The sequence below is a fragment of the Nocardia salmonicida NBRC 13393 genome (assembly GCF_001613085.1).
Taxonomy (GTDB): Bacteria; Actinomycetota; Actinomycetes; order Mycobacteriales; family Mycobacteriaceae; genus Nocardia; species Nocardia salmonicida.
In genome coordinates this window covers 1-20992 of the sequence record NZ_BDBR01000009.1, presented here as the reverse complement: position 1 = coordinate 20992, position 20992 = coordinate 1, and the positions used below count along the sequence as shown (strand labels likewise).

Sequence of the window (20992 nt, the reverse complement as noted above, 5' to 3'; positions counted from 1 at the left end):
TACTGTAGCCGCCATGGCGATCTCGGATGTCAAGGAATACGCGCACCTCACCGCAGCGGATGTCGAAGCTCTAGGCGCGGAGTTCGATGCGATCCGCCGGGAAATCGAATCCTCGCGCGGAGCGGCGGACGCGCGCTATATCCGCAATGTCATCCGGCTACAGCGCGCGCTCGAGATCAGCGGCCGCACGGTCCTGTTCGCCAGCTTCCTGCCCCCGGCCTGGTTGGCCGGTGTGGCCCTGCTCGGCTCCGCCAAGATCATCGAGAACATGGAGATCGGGCACAACGTCATGCACGGGCAGTGGGACTGGATGAACGATCCGGAAGTCCACTCCACCTCGTGGGAATGGGACAACGCGGGCCCGTCGGCGCACTGGAAGATCACCCACAACTTCCTGCACCACAAGTACACCAACGTGCTCGGCATGGACGACGACATCGGCTACGGCCTGCTTCGCGTCACCCGTGACCAGCGCTGGATGCCGTTCTACCTCGGCAACCCCATCTACAACTTCCTGCTGCAGGCGCTGTTCGAGTACGGCGTGGCGATCCAGCACCTCGAGCTGGGCAAGGTCGCCAAGAAGAAGTGGGACAAGGACTCGCCCGAGTGGAAGCAGTTCGAGGCCGACCGCACGCTGGTGCTGAAGAAGATCGGCAAGCAGGCCGCCAAGGACTACGTGGTCTTCCCGCTGCTCACCGGACCGTCGTTCCTCACCACGCTCACCGCCAATATCGCCGCCAACGTGGTGCGCAATGTGTGGACCAACGCGATCATCTTCTGCGGGCACTTCCCCGACGGCGCCGAGAAGTTCACCAAGGCCGACATCGAGGGCGAGACCAAGGGCGAGTGGTACCTGCGCCAGATGCTGGGTAGCGCCAACATCAGCGGTGGACCGCTGCTGCACTTCATGAGCGGCAACCTCAGCCACCAGATCGAGCACCATCTGTTCCCCGACCTGCCGAGCAACCGCTACGCCGCCATCGCGGTGCGGGTGCGTGAGCTGGCCGAGAAGTACGACCTGCCCTACACCACCGGCTCGCTGCCGGTGCAGTACTTCAAGTCGTGGCGCACCATCCTCAAGCTCTCGCTGCCGAACAAGTATCTGCGCCACACCGCCGACGACGCGCCCGAGACCAAGTCCGAGCGCCTGTTCGCCGGCAACACCACCCCCTCGATCGACCCGGTGACCGGGCGTCGTCAGGGCTTGCGCACCGCGCTGGCCGCCGGTCGCAAGCTGGCCCGCCGGACGGTGGGCTGACCGGCTGCGGTTGTATGGTCGGCGTGAGTACTGACCAGCTCGGCGTCTACGACGCGATCCGCCTGCGTCGTGACGTGCGCGCCGAATTCACCGGCGAGCCCGTCGACGACGCCACCCTGTTGCGAATTCTCGACGCCGCGCATCGCGCGCCCAGCGTCGGGAACTCACAGCCGTGGGATTTCGTCGTGGTGCGTCGAGCCGAGACGCTGCGCCGTTTCGCCGAGCACGTGGCGGACAAGCGCGTGGAGTTCGGTGCGTCGCTGCCCGCCGACCGAGCGACGACGTTCGCGCCGATCAAGATCGACGGGATCGTCGAGAGCGGCACGGGTGTTGTTGTCACGCATGATGATTCGCGTGGCGGACCGCAGGTGCTCGGCCGGGCGAGCGTGCCGGAGACAGGCGTGTACTCAACCGTGCTGGCCATCCAGAACCTGTGGCTCGCGGCGACCGCGGAGCAGGTAGGGGTGGGCTGGGTGTCGTTCTACGAGCCGGAATTCCTGCGCGAACTCGTCGGCCTACCCGCGCAGATCAAGCCGGTGGCCTGGCTGTGCGTGGGACCGGTCAGCGCGTTCCAGCAGGTGCCGGATCTGGAACGTTTCGGATGGCGATCGGGACGGTCGCTGACCGAGGCCGTGCATCACGAAACCTTCGGCAATTGAATAAGATCCGGACACCCGCGGAGCGCGGATGCCCGGATCGGTCGAGGGGTTCTAGGCCAGCTTGATCAGGCCGTAGTCGAAGGCGTGTCTGCGGTAGACCACCGACGGGCGGTCGGTCTCGCTGTCGTGGAATAGAAAGAAGTCGTGGCCGACCAATTCCATCTGATAGAGGGCGTCATCTACCGACATCGGTGTCGCGGTGTGCACCTTGGTGCGCACGATGTGGCCGGGGCCTGCCTCGTCGACGGTCTCGTCGTGGTCGTGGGCAGCGGAACCGTCCGGCGGGGCGAACAGCGAGTCGTCGACCAGCGTCGCGGTGGCTTGCGCGACCGAGACCGGCGTCTTGTCGCCGTAGTGCACGACGCGCCGCTTGTCCTTGGTCCGGCGCAGTCTGCTCTCGATCTTCTGGGTGGCCGATTCGAGGGCGGCATAGAAACTGTCGGCGCATGCTTCGGCGCGCACGATCGGTCCACGGCCACGCGCGGTGATCTCCACACGCTGGCAAGCCTTGCGTTGACGACGATTGCGTTCGTGGAACAGTTCCACATCGAAGAGGAAGATCGACGGGTCGAAGCGCTCTAACCGAGACAGCTTCTCCGCCACGTAGATTCGATAGTGGTCAGGGATTTCGACATTTCGACCGGAGACCACCACTTCGGCGTTCGGGCTCTCGGAATCGATCGTCTCGGTGGCACCGTTCTGTAGTGCCGTGGGTTCAGCATCTTGCACTGATGCCCGTGAAGAAGTCGTCACGCGTACCTCCCGGATATGGCCGCACAACTACGAACGTAGGGCGGCGGGATTGAGCTGTGCCGATCGGGAATCGCCCGGCACCTGTATCCGCGGCACCACCTCCCAAACTTGTGGTTCGGTGTGTGCTCGCGACGCTAGTCCGCCATCGGCAAGTCCGCCACTGTTCACGCGAACTTTCCTCCGTCAAGCCGCGCAGGTAACCAAAACCGCTCGCGGAACTATGCCGATCCGGCTAAGAACACGTGTCGATTCGCAGGCGGTGGCGCCGGTGGTCAGCACATCGTCGACCAGCACTACCTGGGCTTTCGCACCGATGGCGACCCACTCGGCCGGATCGGCGACGGTCATGATCCTGCCGCGCAGATTGTGTCTACGCTCATGCGTCGTCAAGCCCACCGAATCCCGAACACCGCGACCCATCCGCAGCAGGGGCGCGGTACGGCAATCGATCAGCCACCGTGCGGCGACCACGGCCGAGCGAGCCACCGGGTCACCGCCGCGGCGACGCGCTGCCCCGGTTCTGGTCGGCGCGGGTACGAGCAGCAGTGGGCAGTCAGGGGCGCGTAGGCGGGCCAACGCGTGGGCGAGCGCCAGCCCGAGCGGCGCGGCAAGGTCGCGGCGGCCCTGCTCCTTGGCCGCCAGCACCGCCCGCCTGCCCACACCGGTGTAGGGGCCGAGCGCCCAACACGGAATACCGGGGTCGGCGCGCGGCCGCACCCGGATGGGAGCGCGGCCGAGTTCGGCTGCGCACTCGGCGCACCAATTCTCGCCCAGCGATCCGCAGCCACCGCACCGGTCGGGCAGGATCAGATTCAGCAGCGCCTTCATAGCGAGCGAGTATGGCAGTGGGTACCGACATGCTCAGCTCGGTAGGACCGGCACAACCTGTTCTCCGGTCAAACCGGGCACCTCGCGCCAGAAACGGTCATTGCGGGTCGGATCGGCGGTCTGCAGCTGCAACACGGCCCGGGAATCGGCCACGTACTGCGTGGCCGGGGCCGCGGTCACCACCCGAACCGGCGGGGTGAGATTCTGCGAGGTCACCGAGCTGAATTGGGAGCCGTCGATGGAGACGGTGAAGACCGGGTCGACATTGCCTTCGCGGGCGACCATGACGGTGTCGCCGGTGACCCAGCTCAGTGAGACCGCGCGCGAGCTCAGACCCAGCGCCAGCGGCAGCGGGGAGGTGAGCGCGTACTTGCCGTCGGGACGCCGTTGGACCACCGCGACGTAGACCTTGCCGTCGGCGATCAGCGCCGCGCGCACGCCGGTGCGCGAGATCACCACCTCGCTGATCGGCGATCGTGGGGCGCCGGCGCTTTCGTACAGGGCCGTGATGTCGACGTCCTCGGTGGACACATTGCCGGTGGCGCGATCGGTGACCGCCCGGATGACCCGTTCACCGTCGATCACCGTCCACGCGGCACCGCCGTCGCTGGTCCAGGACGGGCGGGCGATGCTGCTGCCCTCGGCGACCGCGAACGCCTTGGCGCCGTAGTTGCCGATGAGCAGAGTGTGGGCGGGCTCGGGCATCGGCTTGCCCGAGGCCGCGACCGCGGCGACGAACTGGCCGTCGGCCGAGATGCCGACCGACTGCAGATTGGTCGCCTCGCCGAAGGAACCGCTCGGCGTGACGATCCCGTCCGGGGTGACCTGTACCAGGGTGCCGTTGCGCAGCGCATGCAGGCCGATCCGGTTCTGGCCGGGCGCCGAGGCGCTGTACTGGTCGACATCGGCGACCGACCAGCCGTTGACGTACCGGTCGTCGAGCGGCTTACCGTCGGCGAGCAGCACGTAGGGGCCGAGGATATCGGCGCCGGCCAGGGTGAGCACCACCTGCGCGGCGAGGAGCTCGCGGTCGCGCTGTCCGAGCCCGCTGATCCCGGCGAAGTCGATACGCACTCCCCCGATGCCGACACCGACATCACCCGGCTCGTTGTTGGCCTTGGTGATCGGACCGCGCAGCGCGACCGGCTGCGCCAACTGGTTACGCACCACCGGGGCGATCGCGGACTGCGGGCCCTCGGCGAGCATGCCGATCAATCGCTCTGTGAGCTGGGCGCGCGGCACCGAGATCCAGCGCGGATCCGGGACGAGCAGCGAATTGCCCGGGTCGATGTAGTGCAGGACGTAGCGATGATAGGAGTTGACGAAGGCGTCGTTGTCCATCACGACGCCCGGCGGCAGCTCGGTGATCCGCCACTCGCCGTCGATCTTGCTCATCTCGATCTTGTTCTCGAGGGTGCCCTCGGTGGCGCGATAGCCGCCGTCGCGGGCGAGCTCACCGACCTTGCGGGCGCGCAGCACGTAGCTGGCCTTGTCGCCCGAACGCGACTCGCGCAGGGTGTCGGGGCGATCGTCGACGATGGTGGTGCTCGCCTCGTCGTTCCAGTTGCCCGCCGTCTCCGGCGCCATGTACTGGCGGGCCGCGGCGTGCTTGTTGGTGGGATCGGCACTGGCGGTGAGGAAGTCGCCGAGCAGCAGGTCGGGGTCGCGGCCGGAGATCGGCGGGGTCGGCCCCTCCGACGTGGGGGCCGGGTTGATCGTGCCGAGTGCCTGGGGTGCGGAGGACTCCGGCAGGCTCGCGCAGCCGGTGAGCACCATCAGCCCGGCCAGAACCGCCGCGACCAGTGCGGCGCCGTGCCGATCCCGACGATCACCACGCGCGCTGGTCATGACTTCCCGTCTCTGGTCTCGGTAGACATCGGCTCGTCGAGGTCGGCTGGGGCAGCGCCGCGACCGTTGGTCGTCGGGTGCGCATCCGTGGCGGGCCGGTCGATGCCGGGGTCCTCCGCCGATAGGTCGGTGTCTTGCGGTTCGACCGCTCCCGGCTCCGCGACGGTCGAGTCGTCGACAGTCGGATCGATAGCCGTCGGCTCGGTTCCCGTCGGCTCGGCAACAGTCGAGCCGGACTCTGCCGGAGCGACCGCGGTCGGCTCGGCAGGTTCGGCTTCGACGACCGTCGGCTCGGGTTCGACTTCCGGCAGCGCCGGGACCTTGCGCAGCATCGGTTCCAGCGCGAGCGGGCTCTGACCGAGTTTTCGGCCGCGCACCATCGGCAGCAGCAGCCGGAAGCTCGCACCGACACCCGGATCGCCCCACGCCTCGAGCCTGCCCTCGTGCAGATTCGCGTCCTCGACACTGATCGACAGGCCGAGCCCGGTGCCACCCGAGCGACGCACCCGCGACGGGTCCGAGCGCCAGAACCGGTTGAACACCAGCTTCTCCTCGCCCGGCCGCAGACCGACGCCCTGATCGCGCACCACCGTCGCGACGGCATTGGCCTCGGCGTCGCCGCGCATGCGGATCAGCACCGGCTTGCCCTCGGAGTGGTCGATCGCGTTGGCGAGCAGGTTGCGCAGCACGCGCTCGACGCGGCGCGGATCGACCTCGGCGATCACCGGCTCCTCCGGCAGGTCGATCACCACCTCGATCTCGGCGTCGCGGGCCAGGTGGCGCACCGTGGAGATCGCGGCCCGCGCGCACATCCGCACATCCAGCGATTCGACCTGCAGTTCGGCCACGCCCGCGTCATGGCGGGAGATCTCGAGCAGGTCGTTGAGCAGGCCCTCGAACCGGTCGAGCTCGTTGACGAGCAGTTCGGAGCTGCGCGCGAGGGCGGGATCGAGATCGTCGCTGGAGCCGTGGATGAGGTCGGCGGCCATGCGCACCGTGGTGAGCGGGGTGCGCAGTTCGTGACTGACGTCGGAGGTGAAGCGGCGCTGCAGATTGCCGAATTCCTCGAGCTGGGTGATCTGGTTCGACAGGCTCTCGGCCATCTCGTTGAACGCCTGCGCCAGCCGCGCCATGTCGTCCTCGCCGCGCACCAGCATGCGTTCTTTGAGTCTGCCGTCGGCGAATCGGCCCGCGATTCGCGCGGCCGACCGGATCGGCAGCACCACCTGCCGGGTGACCAGCGCGGTGATCGCGGCGAGCAACACCAGCAGGACCACCCCACCGATGAGCATCGTGCCGCGCATCAGCGACAGGCTCGATTCCTCGCTCGCCAGCGGGAAGATCAGGTAGATCTCCAACGTCGCGACCTCGGCACTCGGGCTGCCGATGACCAGCGCACGCCCTCGGTAACCGTCGGGGTCGGCGACGGTGGTGAACTGGTAGGAGACCTGGTTGCGCTGGACGAATCGACGCAGTTCCTGCGGGACCTCCGAGATCGAGCTGGTGGCGATCTCGTGCGGCGGTGTCCCGCCGACCATCGCCAACGCCGAGTCGAAACTCCCCGCGGCGCCGCTGGACTGACCGGTGCCGCCGCGGCTGGACAGCGCGGCTCGCGCGTCGTCGAGTTGCTGCTCCTGGCTGTTGCCGGATTGGACGCCCGACATCTTGTTCTCGATCGTGCTGCGGGCACGATCCATCTCCTCGACAGCCGCGTTGATCTTGGCTTCGAGGAGCCGGTCGGTGATCTGACCGGTCAGCACGACCCCGAGGATCGTGATCACGATGAGCGAAAGCGTCAACGTCGAAACGATGACTCGCAGCTGCAACGACCGGCGCCACAGGTGGCCGAGTGCGGTCCCGACGGCCTGGAACCAGGCCATGATCGGGCTCGCCCACCGCCGCAGCTGCGCCACTGGACCAGTGGTCACAGCGGCGCCCCGCAGTGACCGATCACGGCGGTCCGGCCTTGTAACCGACACCGCGCACGGTCAACACGATCTCCGGGTTCTCCGGATCCTTCTCGACCTTGGCGCGCAGCCGCTGTACGTGCACGTTCACCAGACGGGTGTCGGCGGCGTGCCGGTATCCCCACACCTGCTCGAGCAGTACCTCGCGGGTGAACACCTGACGAGGCTTGCGCGCGAGCGCGACCAGCAGGTCGAACTCCAGCGGGGTGAGCGAGATCTGCCCCGGGCCGCGAGTCACCTTGTGCGCGGGCACGTCGATGACGATATCGGCGATCGAGAGCAGCTCGGCGGGCTCGTCCTCGGTGCGGCGCAGGCGCGCTCGTACGCGGGCGACGAGTTCCTTCGGCTTGAAGGGTTTGACGATGTAGTCGTCGGCGCCGGACTCCAGGCCGAGGACCACATCGACCGTATCGGTCTTGGCGGTGAGCATGACGATCGGAACGCCGGAATCGGCCCGCAGCACCCGGCATACATCGATGCCGTTCATGCCGGGCAGCATCAGGTCGAGCAGAACCAGATCGGGGCGGATCTCCCGCACCGCTGACAGGGCCTGTGTGCCGTCGCCCACCACATGCGGGTCGAACCCTTCCCCGCGCAAGACGATGGTCAGCATCTCAGCGAGTGCCATATCGTCGTCGACGACCAGAATCTTGGGCTTCATAGTCCTATGTTGTCATCTCCCAGGCCAGGATCGGGCCGCCACGCCATTAATGGTGCGAACCCGTCGCGTATCCAACCTCATCCAGAAAAGATTTCCGAACAGAGGGTGAGTAACGCAGGCCTATCGTCATCGGATCGGTATGTCCACCACCGGCCGAACCAGTCGCGGTCGGCGAGTTCACGATAGACCTCGCCGGTGCGCTGCTGCAGACCGCCGTCCCGTTCATAGGCATCGAGGGCGCGCGCGTCGTCGAGTTCGCCACGCAGCCGGGCCCGTTCGACCGCCACCTCGGTGGGCACGTCGAGCAGGACGGTGAGATCCGGCGCGGGCAATGCGAGCCTGCCGAACTCCAGATCGCCCACCCACGACACGATTTCGCCGTCGGCGTCCTGGTGCGCCCGTGCGGCCGAGTAGGCGGCGTTGGAGGCCACCCACCGGTCCAGGATCACGATGTCGTTGCCGCCCAGCAGGTCCGACAATTCCGCCTGCGCGGCCGACCGATCGAGCGCGAACATGATCGCCATGCCGTTGATCGACCCGGACAGGTCGCCATTGCCGCCACGCAGCGCTTCCGCCGCGAGATCGGCATGGATCGAATGCCCGTACTGCGGAAAGGCCAGACTGGCCGCCCGCAGGCCCTTCGCGGACAATTCGGCGATCAGCCCATCGATCAAAGTCCGTTTACCGGCACCATCGAGCCCCTCGACCGCAATCAGTACGCCCATGCGCAGCAGATTACCCGCCGATCGGACCGGCGCCGACCCGTGCCCGGTCCGTCCGGCACCTCATTTCTGCCGTCTGGTCCTCACCCCGTCGGATCGACAAGGATTCCGCCATGAAAACGATCTTCCGTACCACCGCCGCCGTCCTCGCCGTCACCGCTGCCATGGCAGTAGGCGGGGGCATCACCGCCCCGACCGCCGCAGCACAAGAAGCGGTCGGATCCTCCGAGGTCATGGGTTCACTGAGTGAGCTGGTCACCGGCGTGGTGACAACCGGTTCGGGCCCCGCCCTGCTGACGGGGAGCAACGAAGCCGCCACCGCGACCGGCTCCAGCGAACTCGCCGGCGCCCTGATCTGCGGACTGCTCAGCGTGAGCAGCAACGGTCGCCCCTCGATCTGCACCACCGGGCCGCTCGGGTGAGGTGAGGTGACGACGGTGGCCCGCCGACCGAGGGTCGACGGGCCACCGTGGCGTACAGAACTCAGTAGCGGTAGTGGTCCGGCTTGTACGGGCCTTCCACGTCCACGTTGATGTACTCGGCCTGATCCTTGGTGAGCTTGGTCAGGGTGCCGCCGAGGGCCTCGACGTGGATCTTGGCGACCTTCTCGTCGAGGTGCTTGGGCAGGCGGTAGACCTCGTTGTCGTACTCTTCCGGCTTGGTCCACAGCTCGACCTGCGCGATGACCTGGTTGGAGAAGCTGTTCGACATCACGAACGACGGGTGACCGGTCGCGTTGCCGAGGTTGAGCAGACGACCCTCCGACAGCAGGATGATCGCCTTGCCGGACTCCTTGAAGGTCCACTCGTCGACCTGCGGCTTGATGTTGATCCGGGTCGCGCCCGAACGCTCCAGCGCCGCGATATCGATCTCGTTGTCGAAGTGGCCGATGTTGCCCAGGATCGAGTGATCCTTCATCGCCTTCATGTGGTCGAGGGTGATGATGTCCTTGTTGCCGGTCGAGGTGATGACGATGTCGGCATCGCCGATCGCCTGCTCGACGGTGACCACGTCGTAGCCGTCCATCAGTGCCTGCAGCGCGTTGATCGGGTCGATCTCGGTGACCTGCACGCGCGCGCCCTGGCCGGCCAGCGACTCCGCGCAGCCCTTGCCGACATCGCCGTAACCGCAGATCAGCACCTTCTTGCCGCCGATGAGCACGTCGGTGCCGCGGTTGATGCCGTCGATCAGCGAGTGTCGGGTGCCGTACTTGTTGTCGAACTTGGACTTGGTGACCGAGTCGTTGACGTTGATCGCCGGGAACACCAGCTCACCCGCGGCGGCGAACTGGTACAGGCGCAGCACGCCGGTGGTGGTCTCCTCGGTGACGCCCTTGACCGAGTCGGCGATAGCGCTCCACTTGGTCTTGTCGGCCTCGAGGCTCTCGCGCAGCAGGTCGAGGAACACCGTGTACTCGGCCGAGTGGTCGGCGTCGGCGGGCGGAACCACACCGGCCTTCTCGAACTGCGCACCGCGCAGCACGAGCATGGTGGCGTCGCCACCGTCGTCGAGGATCATGTTGGCCGGCTCGCCGGGCCAGGTGAGCATCTGCTCGGCGGCCCACCAGTACTCCTCCAGCGTCTCGCCCTTCCAGGCGAACACGGGGATGCCGGCGGGCTCGTCGACGGTGCCGTTCGGGCCGATCACGATGGCGGCGGCGGCGTGGTCCTGGGTGGAGAAGATGTTGCACGAGGCCCAGCGCACGTCGGCGCCGAGGGCAACGAGGGTTTCGATCAGGACGGCGGTCTGGACCGTCATATGCAGCGATCCGGAGATTCGCGCGCCCTTCAGCGGCTGGACGTCGTGGTATTCACGACGCAGCGCCATCAGGCCCGGCATCTCGTGCTCGGCGAGGCGGATCTCCTTGCGGCCGAATTCGGCCAGCGAGAGGTCTGCCACCTTGTAGTCGATGCCGTTGCGGACGTCGGGGGTGAGCTCGGTGCGCGCGGGGAGTTCTGAGGTCGTCACGTTGGCTAGGTTACCGTCTGGGGCCGCGCGCGTTCCCGGGTCCGTCGAGGTGGGGTCTCAGGCCGCGGCGCGGTATCGGGCCAGCAACCGTCGCGGCTTCTCGGGCGCGACGTTGGCCAGGCGCAGGTCGCCGCCGTAGTGCGCCGCGACCCGGTGGTCCATCACCGCACGCCACAGCGGCGGGACGGCGGCCAGCACGATCATGGTGGCGTAGCCGGCGGGCAGCTGAGGTGCCTCTTCGGTGCTGCGCAGAGTCTGATAGCGGCGACCGGGGTTGGCGTGGTGGTCGCTGTGGCGCTGCAGATGGAACAGGAAGATGTTGGTGACCAGGCGATCGGAGTTCCAACTGTCGCGCGGGGAGCACCGCTCGTAGCGCCCGTTGGGCTTGCGCGCACGCAGCAGCCCGTAGTGCTCGACGTAGTTGACGGTCTCGAGCAGCCCGAAGCCGATCACGGCCTGGATGATCAGCCACGGCACGATCGCCGGGCCGAAGACCAGCGTCAGCGAACCGAACAGCACCGCCGTCATCGCCCAGGCCTGCAGGATGTTGTTCTCGACGCTCCACCAGCCCCGACCCTGCCGGATCAGGCGCGCGTGCTCGAGTTGCACGGCCGACCGGAACCCGCCGATCACGCTGCGCGGCAAGAACTCCCACAGCGATTCACCCAGCCGGGCACTGGCCGGATCCTCAGGGGTCGCCACGCGTGCGTGGTGTCCACGATTGTGCTCGACGAAGAAGTGTCCGTACCCCGACTGGGCCAGCGCTACCTTCGACAGCAATTTTTCAGCACGCTCCACCCGGTGACCCAATTCGTGGGCGGCGTTGATGCCGATGCCGCTGACGAAGCCGACCGTGGCGGCCAGGCCGAGCTTGTCGACGAGGGCCAGCTCGGGGCTCGTCCACATGAAACAGGCCACGCCGAGGCTGACCAACTGGATCGGCAGGAACAGGTAGGTGCACCACCGGTAGTACCGATCGGCGGAGAGCGCCGCGTAGTCCTCGTCACGAGGATTGTTGCCGTCTTCACCGACGATCCAGTCCAGCACGGGGATAGCGATCAGCACGATGACTGGTCCGATCCACCAGAACACTTCAGCCTTGGTATGGAACACCAGCTGGGAGGGCAACAGCGCGCACGCCGGGGCGATCAGCCCTAAAGCCCAGAGATACCGTTTGGGATCACGAAAACCCCCCGGTTTGCCAACCGTTTGCACACCCGCTCCGCTACAAAAAAGACCATCGCTGACCGATGTGAATACTGACAGACCATAGGCGCGTTACACACCGCCAGATCCTCAAACGTGGCGATGGTTACACAAGAGCGAATCAGAGCTCGTGACTTATCTCAGTGATCTACGTCATCGGATGAGACGCGCATCCCTCGCACCTGCACGATTGCCTCGACATACGGACCGAGCAGGGCACTCATCTCGGCGGGGGCGTCGCGCTCCGGCACAGGCGGATTCGGAATGTAGCTCAGCGCGATGCGGACCAGCGCGTGCGCGAGCACATCGGCCTCGTCGTGCGTCGCGTCCACCCAGCTGTGCATGAAGACCTCGGTCAGGCGCGCGGTGGCGTGCCCGAGCAGTGGGGCCGCGTCGAGCGTGATGAGCCGCAGCAGATCCGGCTTCATCTCCCCGCTCAACAGCGAACGGACCAGCGGGTCGCCCGCGGCGGAGAGGAAGAACCCGGACATCCCGACCCGAATCGCCGCGCGCGCGTCACCGACATTGGCGTCGAGCGCCTCGCGCACATGGTCGACGAGATCATCGGCCAGGCGCAGCGCGTAGGCCTGCGACAGCCCCGAGCGCGAACCGAACTCGTTGTAGAGCGTCTGTCTGCTCACCCCGGCCCTGGCCGCGACGTCACCGAGCGTGACCTTGGACCAGTCACGCTCGGTGAGCAGTTCGCGCATCCCGTCGAGGACCGAGGTGCGCAGCAGTTCGCGCGCGGCCTCCTGATACGGGATGCGCGAACCGGTGCGCGGGGTACCCGCGACGCTCACGAACGTTCGATCTCGACCATGAAGAAGTCGGACTTGCGGGCTCCGCAGTCCGGGCAGGTCCAGTCGTCGGCGATGTCGTCCCAGCGGGTGCCGGGCGCGATGCCGTCGTCGGGCCAGCCCTCGGCCTCGTCGTACTCGAAACCGCACTGGACACACTGGTAGAGCTTGTACTCGGTCACTGCGATACTCCTACCGCTTCGAAGTCGATCTTCTCCCGCACCCCACAGTCCGGACAGCACCAGTCGTCGGGAACGGCAGTCCACAGTGTGCCAGGCGGAAATCCTTCGCGTGGCGCGCCTTTGGCTTCATCGAAGACGAAATCACAGACCGGACATTTGTAGGCACTCACGACTCGACCTCGGTTCCGTACTTTTCCAGCACCTGCTCGCGGCGCTTGGGTTCGATATTGGCGAGGCTGACGTCCCCGCCGTAGTGCGCGAGCACGCGCTTGTCCATCACCTTGCGCCAGATCGGCGGGAAGTAGCCGATCAGGATCATGCTGGCGTAGCCGCTGGGCAGGTTCGGCGCTCCGTCCCAACTGCGCAGCGTCTGATAGCGCCGGGTCGGATAGGCGTGATGGTCGCTGTGACGCTGCAGGTGGTACAGGAAGATATTGGTGACGATGTGGTCGCTGTTCCAGCTGTGCTCGGGCGCCGGTCGTTCATAGCGTCCGCTCGCGGTCTTCTGCCGGACCAGGCCGTAGTGCTCGAGGTAGTTCACCGACTCGAGCAGACTGAAACCGACCACGGCCTGCAGGATCAGATACGGCAGCACCTCGACGCCGAAGACTGCGATCAAACCGAGCCACAGCACCACCGACATGGCCCAGGCGTTGAGCACATCGTTGCGCAGCGTCCACGGGCTCTTGTCGAGCCGGCCGAGACGTTCCTTCTCGAGGTGCCAGGCCGAGCGCAGGCTGCCCCAGACCGTGCGCGGCCAGAAGGCCCAGAAGGACTCACCGATACGCGAACTCGCGGGGTCCTCCGGGGTGGCGACCCGCACGTGGTGACCCCGATTGTGCTCGATGTAGAAGTGCCCGTAGAACGACTGGGCCAGCGCGATGCGCGCGAGCCAGCGCTCCAGTTCGACCTTCTTGTGACCGAGCTCGTGCGCGGTGTTGATGCCGATGCCGCCGATCATCCCGACGCTGATCGCGATACCGATCTTGTCGACCACGTTGGCGCCGCCGGGGAAGCCGAGCCAGTGCAGGTTCGGCGCGGTGATGATGTAGCAGGCGAAGATCAGCGAGGCGTACTGGAACGGCAGGTACAGGTAGGTGAGGTAGCGGTAGTACTTGTCGTTCTCCAGGTACTCCATCACCTCGTCGGGCGGGTTGTCGCCGTCCGGGCCGAAGAACAGGTCGGCCAGCGGGATCACGATGTAGACCAGCACCGGCCCCAGCCAGAACGGGATCTCGGCGATGCGGTGCCAGCCGAGCTGGTTGAGACCCCAGATCAGCGGGATCGCGATCGTGAACAGGCCGGTCGGGGCGAACAGGCCCCACAGCCACAAATATCGTTTGGAATCTCGCCATTGCGGCGGCGCGACCCGCTGCTCGGACGCGTTGGCATCAGTCGACATCATCGTCTCCAGTTCCGAGGCACATCTCACATCTGTGATGTGCGTAACTCTCTGTCACAGACGATAGGCGCGGATATGTCGGATGTCTAGACAAATTTCGTAATTTGTAAAGAAGACCCGGTCGAACAACGAAAACGACGGCCGGGCCCAACTGGGCACGGCCGTAGTCGTTACAGGTCAGAGACCTTTTCAGGGGCCTTTACATCACCCCTCTGACCGAAACAGAACGTCGGCGCCGGCAGGTAGCCCGTCGACCGGCCACCACCGCAGATCGGTCGATTCGGAGCTGCGCACCGGTACCGCGCCCGGGGGCGCCACGACCTCGAAGAGCAGGTCGAGATGTCGCGTCGGCACTCCGAGCGAGCAGGTGATCGGGTGGGCCTGCGCGCCGTAGAGACCCGGCGTGAGGATCAGGTCGGCGATGCCGGATTCCTCCACCGCCTCCCGCAGCGCCGCGTCCTGCACGGTCTTGTCATCGGGTTCGCAGTGACCGCCGAGCTGGATCCAGCGGCCCACGCGTGGGTGCAGGGTGAGCAGGATGTCGCGACGATCGTGGGACAGCACGATGGCCGACGCGGTGATGTGGCCGGGGGCGTGTTCACGCAGGCAGCCACGCGGCGCCGAGCCGAGGAACGCCAGAATCGCTTCGCGCAGTGAGTGATCCGCGCCGGTGCCGGGCTCCCACTGGGTGAGCAACTCGGTCGCCGAGGCGTGCAGCGATTCCGCGCTCATCGGGCCGACTCCGCGATCGCGATCGCTGTCGGGTTCACAGTTCCACCAATCCCGCGCCGGCCGATCCGACGGCGCGCGGCGCGGGCTCCTCCAGTGGATGCCCGATCGCGATGGCGCCCAACGGCATCCAGTCCTCGTCCAGATCGAGGACCTCGCGGACGATCTCGGGCGCGAAGATGGTCGAGCCGATCCAGCAGCTGCCGAGACCGTCGGCGGCCAACGCGACGAGCAGGCCCTGCACGGCAGCGCCGACGGCCACCGTGAACATCGTCTGCTCGGCGGCCTGGCGACGAGCGTCGGGATAGTCATGCGCGCCGTCGGGCACGCAGAACGGGATGATCACCTCCGGTGCGTCGAAAAGGATGCGACCGCGCGCGATTCGACGCTCCACGCGGTCGGGGGCGAGCCCGTCGGCGGTGAGGTCGGCGCGCCACTTCTCGGTCATGGCCTCGAGCAACCGCGCCCGCAGGGCCGCCTCGCGCAGCCAGACGAAGCGCACCGGACGGGTGTGGTGCGGTGCGGGCGCGGTGAGTCCGACCGCGACGGCGGCACGGATCCGTTCCGGGTCGACGGGTTCGCCGGCGAACGCGCGGACCGAACGACGCAGCGGCACAGCCTCTTTGCGGCCCTGCTCGAGCGCCTCGGCGGTGCCGAGCCAGAACAGGTCGTCGATGCCACCGCGCAGCAGCGCCGCCGCGGTCGAACCGTCGTCCTCGGTGTTCAGCCCGCGCACCACCGCTACCGGAACACCGCCGAGCTTGCCCTTGACCAGATCGGCGGCCGCGGCGAGCTCATCGGCGATGGCCACCTGCGTGACGTGCAGTTCGTTGCCCTGTTTGTCGACGGCGCCGTCGTAGTCGTGCAGCACCCGCAGGCCGGCCGACCCGATGGCCGCGTCGATCTGCCCGTTGCGCCAGGCCCGGCCCATCGTGTCCGTGACGACCACGGCCACGTCGACGCCGAGCCGCTGGGCGAGCGCGGTGCGCAGGGCCTTCGCGCTGCCGTCGGGATCGACAGGCAGCAGCACCAATTCGCCCTCGGCCACATTGGAGCCGTCGACGCCGGAGGCCGCCTGCACGATGCCGAGCCGGTTCTCGGTGATGAGGGTGCGGCCCTTGCGCGCGAGCACCCGAACGGCTTCGTCCTCGACGAGCTTGCGACGGGCGGTGTCGCGCTCCTCGGGGTCGAGGGGTGCGGCGACGATGCGCCCCTCGACCTTCGACACGATCTTGCTGGTGACCACGAGAATGTCACCGTCGGCAAGCCAGGGTGCTTGTGCCGCAAGGTGTTCGGCGAGATCGTCACCCGGCCGGAACTCCGGCAGACCGGTCACCGGAAGGATCCGCAGCTCGTCGGCGGCATGGTCGGGCAACACGTCGACCTGGCCGCTCTCCGGCCGGATCGAGTCGGCCGCCTCCTGGGCGCTCATATCTTCACTCCCGCCAATTCCAGTGCGGCGCGCGCCATTTCAGCGGTCGCCTCGGGGTCGCTCATCAACAGCGGCACGCTGCGCACCTCGACGCCCGCGACATCGGCGGTATCGGTGGAGTGCACCAGCCATCCGTCGAGGATGCCGGTGGCCGAGCGGGCGCCGTAGTGGCGGCCGATCGCCTCGGCGGTGGACTCGACGCCGATCGCCGTGAGGCACTCATCTGCCATGCCGCGCAACGGCTTTCCGTCGATCACCGGCGACAGGCCGATCACCTTGGCCTCGCTGGTGCGCAACGCGCCTCTGATCCCGGGCACGGCGAGGATCGCGCCGATGCTCACCACGGGGTTCGACGGGGCCAATAACACGGCGTCGGCAGTGGCTATGATTTCTGTCACATTTGGTGCCGGAGTGGCTTGCTCGGCGCCGATCGAGGCAAATCCGTGTGTCGGAAGCGCCGCGCGGTACCGCACCCACCATTCCTGGAAGTGGATCGCGCGACGTTCGCCAGCATTGTCGGGATCGCTGACCACGACGTGAGTTTCGCAGCGATCGTCGGTAGCCGGGATCAGCTTCACGCCCGGTTGCCACCGATTGCACAGCGCTTCGGTGACCGCGGACAGCGGATATCCGGCGCGCAGCATTTCGGTGCGAATGAGATGAGTGGCGATATCGCGATCGCCGAGGCCGAACCAATCGGGCTGAGCGTTGTATTTCGCCAGCTCCTCTTTCGCGTGCCAGGTTTCGTCGGCGTGGCCCCAGCCACGCTCGGTATCGATGCCACCACCGAGGGTGTACATGCAGGTGTCGAGGTCGGGACAGATGCGAAGGCCATGCATCCAGACGTCGTCGCCGACGTTGACGATGGCGGAGATGTCGGCTTCGGGCAGCAGCTGCCGGACGCCTTGGAGGAACCGGGCACCGCCGACACCGCCGACGAGAACGGCGATCTTGGGCTCGCGCACCGCGTGTTGTGCAGTCACAGGGTCACAGCCTAGTGAGTGACGGTTGCCCGTTGCTTTCGCGCCGAATGACAGTGAAGTTGCTGGTCATTTGCCACGGCACATAACAAGATCAACACGAAAGGCGGGTGTGGAGTGTAACGGAAGGGTGACGGCGGGTTGACCACCGGCAAGTGCGGCGTGTCTAATCACAGACATGTCATTCCGGTCACCGCGAGAAGGCATAGCGCGGGGGCGTTTGCGAGAAGGTTCCAACTCGCCTGAAAAGGCTACTGCGCTAGGAGTTAGCGCAGGGCGCGTTTGCGAGAGGGTTCCAACTCGCCGGAAGGCAGGCTCGGGGAAGCCCGCGAGACTACGTCGCGGTGTTGGGCCGTCGGGGTTGCATCTGATCCGACGGAAAGAATCATTCTGCGCTAACACATAGTGAGGAGGCGGAACGATGACCGAAGATCTGGTCTCGCCGACCGATTCCACAGCAGGCGCAGCTCACGCTGTCTGCGCTGACATGAGCTGGCAGGAACCGGACGTGGTAAGCGAAGTCGCGGCTCCCCGGCTGAGTCTGGTCGTCACGGGCTTCGACGAAATGTTCGAATCGATCGAAGAGCAGTGGCAGGAACGCGCCCTCTGCGCTCAGACCGACCCCGAGGCGTTCTTCCCCGAGAAGGGCGGCTCGACTCGTGAGGCCAAGCGGATCTGCTTGGGCTGTGAAGTACGTGACCAGTGCCTGGAATACGCACTGGCACATGATGAACGCTTCGGCATCTGGGGCGGTCTCTCGGAACGAGAGCGTCGCAGGCTGAAGCGCGGAATCGGTTAAGTGACTGTTCGAAAGTAGACTCTCTCCAGGCCTGGCCCGGAGCCACGCAGGCGCAGTACGTCGGTGTCTCCGGGCGAACGCCCTTGTTGATCTTCACGGTGCAGGCGAGAGAGGTGAAAGACCCATGGCACGTTCCCGGCGTCATTCTCCGGCCCCCACTGCTCGTTCGGTGACCCGCCGCGGCCGCGGAGTTCGAGGCCCCATGCTTCCGCCGACGGTGCCCGCGTGGCGCACCAGGGGCCAGAAATTCGATCGGCTGGTGCTCGAAGCGTTCGCCCCACTGGACACCCGCTGGCACGATCGCCTCACCAAGCTCGATATCGCCGTCGACGATGTACCGAAAATCCGTCCGCTGCATCCCGATTCGGTCACCTGGCCGGACGAGGTGGTCGCCGACGGACCCGTCCCGCTGTCGCGCCTCATCCCCGCGGGCGTCGACCGCCACGGTGCGGCCACCCGCGCCAGGGTGGTGTTGTTCCGCAAGCCGCTGGAATTGCGAGCGGCCGATCCCGACGATCTGGTGGAGTTGCTGCGCGAGGTACTCGTCCAGCAGATCGCGACCTACCTCGGCGTCGATCCCGATCTCATCGATCCCGAGCCCGAATAGGCATATTCCGTCTTCGCTCCGGCCGATGCGCGTAAGACAGTCGAACGCATGCGCGACTGTGCCCGTTTAGGGCGTGTCCGTATCCACTTTCGGTGCGCGGAGGGCTAATCTCGACGTCGTGATCCCTATGCGTCGTTGCTGCCGACCCGGCTGCAAGAACCCGGCTGTAGCGACGCTGACTTATGTGTACTCCGACTCGACCGCCGTCGTCGGACCCCTGGCCACCGTCGCCGAACCACATTCCTGGGATCTCTGCGAAACGCACGCCTGCCGCATCACCGCGCCCAAGGGCTGGGAACTGGTCCGCCACGAAGGCGGCTTCTCCTCGAGCACCCCGGACGACGACGACCTCACCGCACTGGCCGAAGCCGTCCGCGAAGCCGGCCTACGCCGCCGCCCCGCCGCCGAAGCCGACCAACCGGGCTACCGCGACAACGCCCCCTCGGCCCCGCGCACCGCGCGGACCGGCCGCCGGGGCCATCTTCGGGTTCTGCCGGATCCGTAGCTAGTCCGGCCAGGATCCCGAGGAGTCGGTGCAGCCCGCTAGGGTTAGCCACATGACGACCCTCGCGCGCTCTGGCGAACTCGTGAATGCCGTGATCAAGGCTTATGACGTCCGCGGGGTGGTGGGCGAACAGATCGATGAGGCGTTCGTCAGCGATGTCGGCGCTTCCTTCGCCCGACTCATGCGCGCCGAGGGCGCCCAGCGCGTGGTGATCGGCCACGACATGCGCGAATCCTCCCCCGCGCTGTCCGAGGCATTCGCGCAGGGCGTGCGGGCCCAGGGTCTGGATGTGGTGCACATCGGCCTCGCTTCCACCGACCAGCTCTACTTCGCCTCGGGCAAGCTCGGCTGTCCGGGGGCGATGTTCACCGCCAGCCACAATCCGGCGAAGTACAACGGCATCAAGCTGTGCCGCGCGAACGCGCTGCCCGTCGGCCAGGACACCGGGCTGGCGACCATCGCCGCCGAGGTGATCGAGGGTGTGCCCGCCTACGACGGCACGCCCGGCACCGCCACCAGCACCGATCTGCTCGCCGACTACGCGGACTACCTGCGCGAGCTGGTGAACCTCGACGGGATCCGTCCGCTCACCGTCGCGGTCGACGCGGGCAACGGCATGGGCGGGCACACCGTGCCCGCCGTCCTCGGCACCCTCGGACCGATCACCATCGTGCCGCTGTACTTCGAACTCGACGGCTCGTTCCCCAACCACGAGGCCAACCCGCTGGATCCGAAGAACCTCGTCGATCTGCAGGCGCTGGTCCGTTCCAGCGGCGCCGACATCGGCCTCGCCTTCGACGGCGACGCCGACCGCTGCTTCGTCGTCGACGAACGCGGCGAGCCGGTGTCCCCCTCGGCGATCACGGCCATCGTGGCCCAGCGTGAGCTGGCCAAGGAGCCGGGCGCCACCGTGATCCACAACCTGATCACCTCGCGCGCGGTGCCCGAGCTGGTCGAGGAGCTGGGCGGCAAGCCGGTGCGCACCAGGGTCGGGCACTCGTTCATCAAGCAGGAGATGGCCTCGACCGGCGCGGTATTCGGTGGCGAGCACTCGGCGCACTACTACTTCCGCGATTTCTGGGGTGCCGACTCGGGCATGCTGGCCGCGCTGCACGTGCTGGCCGCGCTCGGTGAGGGCACGCGCACGGTCTCGGACCTGATGGCCGCCTACGACGTGTACGCCGCCTCCGGCGAGATCAACTCGACCGTCGCCGACGCCGCCGAGCGCACCGCCGCGGTGCTCGCCGCGTTCGCCGACCGCACCGAGTCGGTGGACCGCATGGACGGCGTCACGGTCGATCTCGGCGGCCATGCCTGGTTCAACCTGCGCGCCTCGAACACCGAACCGCTACTCCGACTCAATGTCGAGGCCGGATCGCGCGACGATGTAAACGCACTCGTGACCGAGATCCTGAGCATCGTCCGCGCCTGACTGGGAAGATGAAACCAGTAGCAGTGGAATCACAGGCCCGGTATTCGGCCACGGCGGATTACGAGCATTGCCGGTGTCCGGCTGGAATAGTGGAGTCACGGACGACACAGCGCGATGAGGGGAGGTGGATTCGGCGATGATCGCTGGAACACCGGTATTCGACCTCGACGATGCCGAGTCGCTGGCGGCGGCCGACACCGCCGGCGCCCTGCGCTCGGCCGCTTCGGGCGGCGCCCAGGTGCGGGCCACGGCCGCTG

The 20992-nt window shown here is 66.9% G+C and carries 22 protein-coding genes; 7 read left to right on the top strand and 15 right to left on the bottom strand.

Features of this window, described 5'->3' with window-relative positions; translation table 11 throughout:
• The first annotated feature begins 13 nt into the window (after positions 1-13).
• Both NS1_RS09940 and bluB read left to right on the top strand, forming a co-directional pair.
• On the top strand, positions 14-1258 hold the full coding sequence (locus NS1_RS09940) for a fatty acid desaturase family protein (protein ID WP_056813037.1): 1245 nt from the start codon (positions 14-16) through the stop codon (positions 1256-1258).
• A 23-nt stretch (positions 1259-1281) separates the two neighbouring features.
• Positions 1282-1917 (top strand): 5,6-dimethylbenzimidazole synthase, encoded by a 636-nt coding sequence (bluB, locus tag NS1_RS09935; protein WP_062984051.1) that lies wholly within the window; start codon positions 1282-1284, stop codon positions 1915-1917.
• A 51-nt stretch (positions 1918-1968) separates the two neighbouring features.
• Here bluB and hpf read toward each other — a convergent pair whose 3' ends face one another.
• From hpf to NS1_RS09905, 6 genes are all read right to left on the bottom strand, one after another.
• Complete coding sequence (hpf, locus tag NS1_RS09930; protein WP_131816861.1) at positions 1969-2598, bottom strand: ribosome hibernation-promoting factor, HPF/YfiA family; 630 nt, start codon at positions 2596-2598, stop codon at positions 1969-1971.
• Between the two features lie 255 nt (positions 2599-2853).
• Positions 2854-3498, bottom strand: coding sequence for a ComF family protein (locus tag NS1_RS09925; RefSeq protein ID WP_062983591.1), 645 nt, complete (start codon positions 3496-3498; stop codon positions 2854-2856).
• Between the two features lie 33 nt (positions 3499-3531).
• On the bottom strand, positions 3532-5346 hold the full coding sequence (gene lpqB / locus NS1_RS09920) for an MtrAB system accessory lipoprotein LpqB (RefSeq protein ID WP_062983589.1): 1815 nt from the start codon (positions 5344-5346) through the stop codon (positions 3532-3534).
• On the bottom strand, positions 5343-7226 hold the full coding sequence (mtrB, locus tag NS1_RS09915) for an MtrAB system histidine kinase MtrB (protein ID WP_062984050.1): 1884 nt from the start codon (positions 7224-7226) through the stop codon (positions 5343-5345). The genes lpqB and mtrB overlap by 4 nt, the downstream gene beginning before the upstream one ends.
• Positions 7227-7296: 70 nt before the next feature.
• Positions 7297-7974, bottom strand: coding sequence for an MtrAB system response regulator MtrA (gene mtrA / locus NS1_RS09910; RefSeq protein ID WP_056813049.1), 678 nt, complete (start codon positions 7972-7974; stop codon positions 7297-7299).
• 77 nt (positions 7975-8051) lie between these two features.
• A complete protein-coding gene (locus NS1_RS09905; RefSeq protein ID WP_062983587.1) occupies positions 8052-8699 on the bottom strand; it encodes a dTMP kinase in 648 nt (215 codons plus the stop codon).
• A 110-nt stretch (positions 8700-8809) separates the two neighbouring features.
• Here NS1_RS09905 and NS1_RS09900 point away from each other — a divergent pair, with 110 nt between their 5' ends.
• On the top strand, positions 8810-9118 hold the full coding sequence (locus NS1_RS09900) for a hypothetical protein (protein ID WP_062983585.1): 309 nt from the start codon (positions 8810-8812) through the stop codon (positions 9116-9118).
• Positions 9119-9179: 61 nt separating this feature from the next.
• Here the strand turns inward: NS1_RS09900 and ahcY are convergent, their stop codons facing one another.
• The 9 genes from ahcY to cofD all read right to left on the bottom strand — a co-directional run bounded on the left by ahcY (position 9180) and on the right by cofD (position 17395).
• Complete coding sequence (gene ahcY / locus NS1_RS09895; RefSeq protein WP_062983584.1) at positions 9180-10664, bottom strand: adenosylhomocysteinase; 1485 nt, start codon at positions 10662-10664, stop codon at positions 9180-9182.
• A 57-nt stretch (positions 10665-10721) separates the two neighbouring features.
• On the bottom strand, positions 10722-11879 hold the full coding sequence (locus tag NS1_RS09890; protein WP_062983583.1) for an alkane 1-monooxygenase: 1158 nt from the start codon (positions 11877-11879) through the stop codon (positions 10722-10724).
• A 131-nt stretch (positions 11880-12010) separates the two neighbouring features.
• Positions 12011-12670, bottom strand: coding sequence for a TetR/AcrR family transcriptional regulator (locus tag NS1_RS09885; protein ID WP_062983582.1), 660 nt, complete (start codon positions 12668-12670; stop codon positions 12011-12013).
• Complete coding sequence (locus tag NS1_RS09880) at positions 12667-12849, bottom strand: rubredoxin (RefSeq protein WP_056813067.1); 183 nt, start codon at positions 12847-12849, stop codon at positions 12667-12669. Before NS1_RS09880 ends, NS1_RS09885 begins: the two co-directional genes overlap by 4 nt.
• Positions 12846-13019, bottom strand: a complete 174-nt coding sequence (locus tag NS1_RS38930; protein WP_082844102.1) for a rubredoxin — start codon at positions 13017-13019, stop codon at positions 12846-12848. The genes NS1_RS09880 and NS1_RS38930 overlap by 4 nt, the downstream gene beginning before the upstream one ends.
• Positions 13016-14254, bottom strand: a complete 1239-nt coding sequence (locus tag NS1_RS09875; protein ID WP_062983581.1) for an alkane 1-monooxygenase — start codon at positions 14252-14254, stop codon at positions 13016-13018. Before NS1_RS09875 ends, NS1_RS38930 begins: the two co-directional genes overlap by 4 nt.
• Positions 14255-14455: 201 nt before the next feature.
• Positions 14456-14983, bottom strand: a complete 528-nt coding sequence (locus NS1_RS09870; protein WP_062983580.1) for an NUDIX hydrolase — start codon at positions 14981-14983, stop codon at positions 14456-14458.
• A 34-nt stretch (positions 14984-15017) separates the two neighbouring features.
• Complete coding sequence (locus NS1_RS09865; RefSeq protein ID WP_255284482.1) at positions 15018-16412, bottom strand: coenzyme F420-0:L-glutamate ligase; 1395 nt, start codon at positions 16410-16412, stop codon at positions 15018-15020.
• Positions 16409-17395 (bottom strand): 2-phospho-L-lactate transferase, encoded by a 987-nt coding sequence (gene cofD, locus NS1_RS09860; protein ID WP_245661749.1) that lies wholly within the window; start codon positions 17393-17395, stop codon positions 16409-16411. Before cofD ends, NS1_RS09865 begins: the two co-directional genes overlap by 4 nt.
• A gap of 562 nt (positions 17396-17957) precedes the next feature.
• Between cofD and NS1_RS09855 the strand changes: the two genes are divergently transcribed.
• The 4 genes from NS1_RS09855 (at position 17958) to NS1_RS09840 (ending at position 20735) form a co-directional block, all read left to right on the top strand.
• The gene (locus NS1_RS09855; protein ID WP_133733920.1) at positions 17958-18191 is read left to right on the top strand and encodes a WhiB family transcriptional regulator; all 234 of its coding nucleotides are present in this window, start codon (positions 17958-17960) and stop codon (positions 18189-18191) included.
• Between the two features lie 124 nt (positions 18192-18315).
• Entirely contained in the window at positions 18316-18798 is a 483-nt protein-coding gene (locus NS1_RS09850) for a metallopeptidase family protein (RefSeq protein ID WP_194826429.1), read from the top strand.
• Positions 18799-18925: 127 nt separating this feature from the next.
• Positions 18926-19303 carry a DUF3499 domain-containing protein gene (locus NS1_RS09845; protein ID WP_056813084.1) on the top strand — a complete coding sequence of 126 codons (378 nt, stop codon included), beginning with the start codon at positions 18926-18928 and terminating at the stop codon, positions 19301-19303.
• Positions 19304-19355: 52 nt separating this feature from the next.
• Positions 19356-20735, top strand: a complete 1380-nt coding sequence (locus NS1_RS09840) for a phosphomannomutase/phosphoglucomutase (protein WP_062983579.1) — start codon at positions 19356-19358, stop codon at positions 20733-20735.
• The last annotated feature ends 257 nt before the right edge of the window (positions 20736-20992 follow it).